The sequence below is a fragment of the Streptomyces spongiae genome (assembly GCF_009377185.1).
GTDB classification, from domain to species: domain Bacteria; phylum Actinomycetota; class Actinomycetes; order Streptomycetales; family Streptomycetaceae; genus Streptomyces; species Streptomyces spongiae.
Map to the genome: position 1 here is coordinate 1 of NZ_VJZC01001046.1, position 1,504 is coordinate 1,504.

Genomic DNA, 1,504 nt, shown 5'->3' on the forward strand with positions numbered 1-1,504 from the left:
GGCGACGACGGGGGGCACGGGTGCGGTGGCGAACGGTCCGTCGGGTCCGTCCGGCCCGTCTGGCCAGTCCGGCCGGTCCGATCCATCGTCCAGCCCGTCTGACCCATTGGCATCCACGTCATCGACTTCTTCGACGTCATTCGCGTCAGCTACTTCATCCGGCCCATCGGGTCCATCTGGTTCATCCGGGCTGCCCGGTGATCTCGGTGTTCCCGAACTCGTCGCCGAGGCGGCGCTGCTCCAGGCGCGGCTCGACTGGTTCCAGAGCCAGCTGGCCAGGCTCGGCGAACGCGGACACGGACCCGGGGCGCCACCGCAGGGGTAGCGCGGCCCGGGCGGGGGTACCCGAAGTGCCCCGGACGAGAGGAGGCGGACACAGTGACCGGGACTCTGGACACCAGGCCCGCGCGACCCGCGGCGGCCGAGCACCATTCCGTCGGCGAACTGGTCGGGCAGGCAACCGAACAACTCTCCACACTCGTACGGCAGGAGCTCGCTCTCGCCAAGGAGGAGCTGGCCGAGAAGGGGCGGCGCGCGGGCCGCGGAGGCGGGCTGCTGGGTGCGGCCGGCGCCGTCGGCTATGTGGGTCTGATAGCTCTGGCGGGTACCGGCGCCGCGGCGCTGTCGCTGGTGCTGCCCGTGTGGGCCGCCGCGCTCATCGTCACGGGAGCGCTCTTCGTCATCGCCGCCGTGCTGGCGGTGGCGGGGCGCTCCCAGTTGCGCCGTGCCACGCCACCCAAGCCCGCGCAGACCATCAACAGCGTCAGGGCGGACGTCGAGGAGATCAAGGGAAGGGCGCACCGATGACGAGTACCTCCGGCGGTTCGACCGGTTCGAGGCGCTCGGCCGGGGCCAAGGGGCCCGACGAGCTGCGGCAGCAGATAGCGATGACGCGTCATCAGCTCGGCGACACGGTCGAGGAGTTGGTCTCCAAGACCGACGTGAAGGCGCGGGCCCGGGCCCAGGTGGCGGAGTTGAAGGGCTCGGCGTCCCACGCGGCGCACTCCGTGCGGGAACGGGTGCCGAGGGTGTCGCGGGGGCGGAAGCCTGCGCGGGTGCCGCGGGCCGTGGTGCTGGGCGGTGTGGGCGTGGGCGTCGCCGCGGCTGCCGCCGGCGTGGTGGCCTGGCGGCAGTACAACGCTCCGCGGGTTCTGCTGAGTGGGCGCCGCCGTTCCTCCGCGGCACTCCGCCGCGACGTCTCCCGGCGCCTCCACCGGCTCCGGCGCAAGTAGCGGTCCCGCTTCCCGCTTCCGCGGCGCACCGGGCGCCGTTGTCGGTTGCGGCCGTCCGCGGCCGCGGGGTCGTCGTGGCTTGTCGCGCAGTTCCCCGCGCCCCCAAGAACGCCTGCCGTTCATTCGTGGGTCGGGGGTGGGCCGCGAGGTCTCCGTCCTCGGTCCGGCGGCTGGTGTGGGTGTGTTCGGTTCTCGGCGGCGGACGCCGGCCGCTGCGGGCGGACACCTCCCGACCCACCCCCTTGCGTGCGTTGGCGGCCGCGGGTGCGTCG

The 1,504-nt window shown here is 73.5% G+C and carries 2 protein-coding genes; both read left to right on the forward strand.

Annotated elements, in window-relative coordinates; genetic code table 11:
• The first annotated feature begins 378 nt into the window (after positions 1-378).
• A complete protein-coding gene (locus FNH08_RS49990; RefSeq protein WP_322726679.1) occupies positions 379-807 on the forward strand; it encodes a phage holin family protein in 429 nt (142 codons plus the stop codon).
• Positions 804-1,232 carry a DUF3618 domain-containing protein gene (locus FNH08_RS53375; RefSeq protein ID WP_152778649.1) on the forward strand — a complete coding sequence of 143 codons (429 nt, stop codon included), beginning with the start codon at positions 804-806 and terminating at the stop codon, positions 1,230-1,232. The genes FNH08_RS49990 and FNH08_RS53375 overlap by 4 nt, the downstream gene beginning before the upstream one ends.
• Positions 1,233-1,504 lie beyond the last annotated feature (272 nt).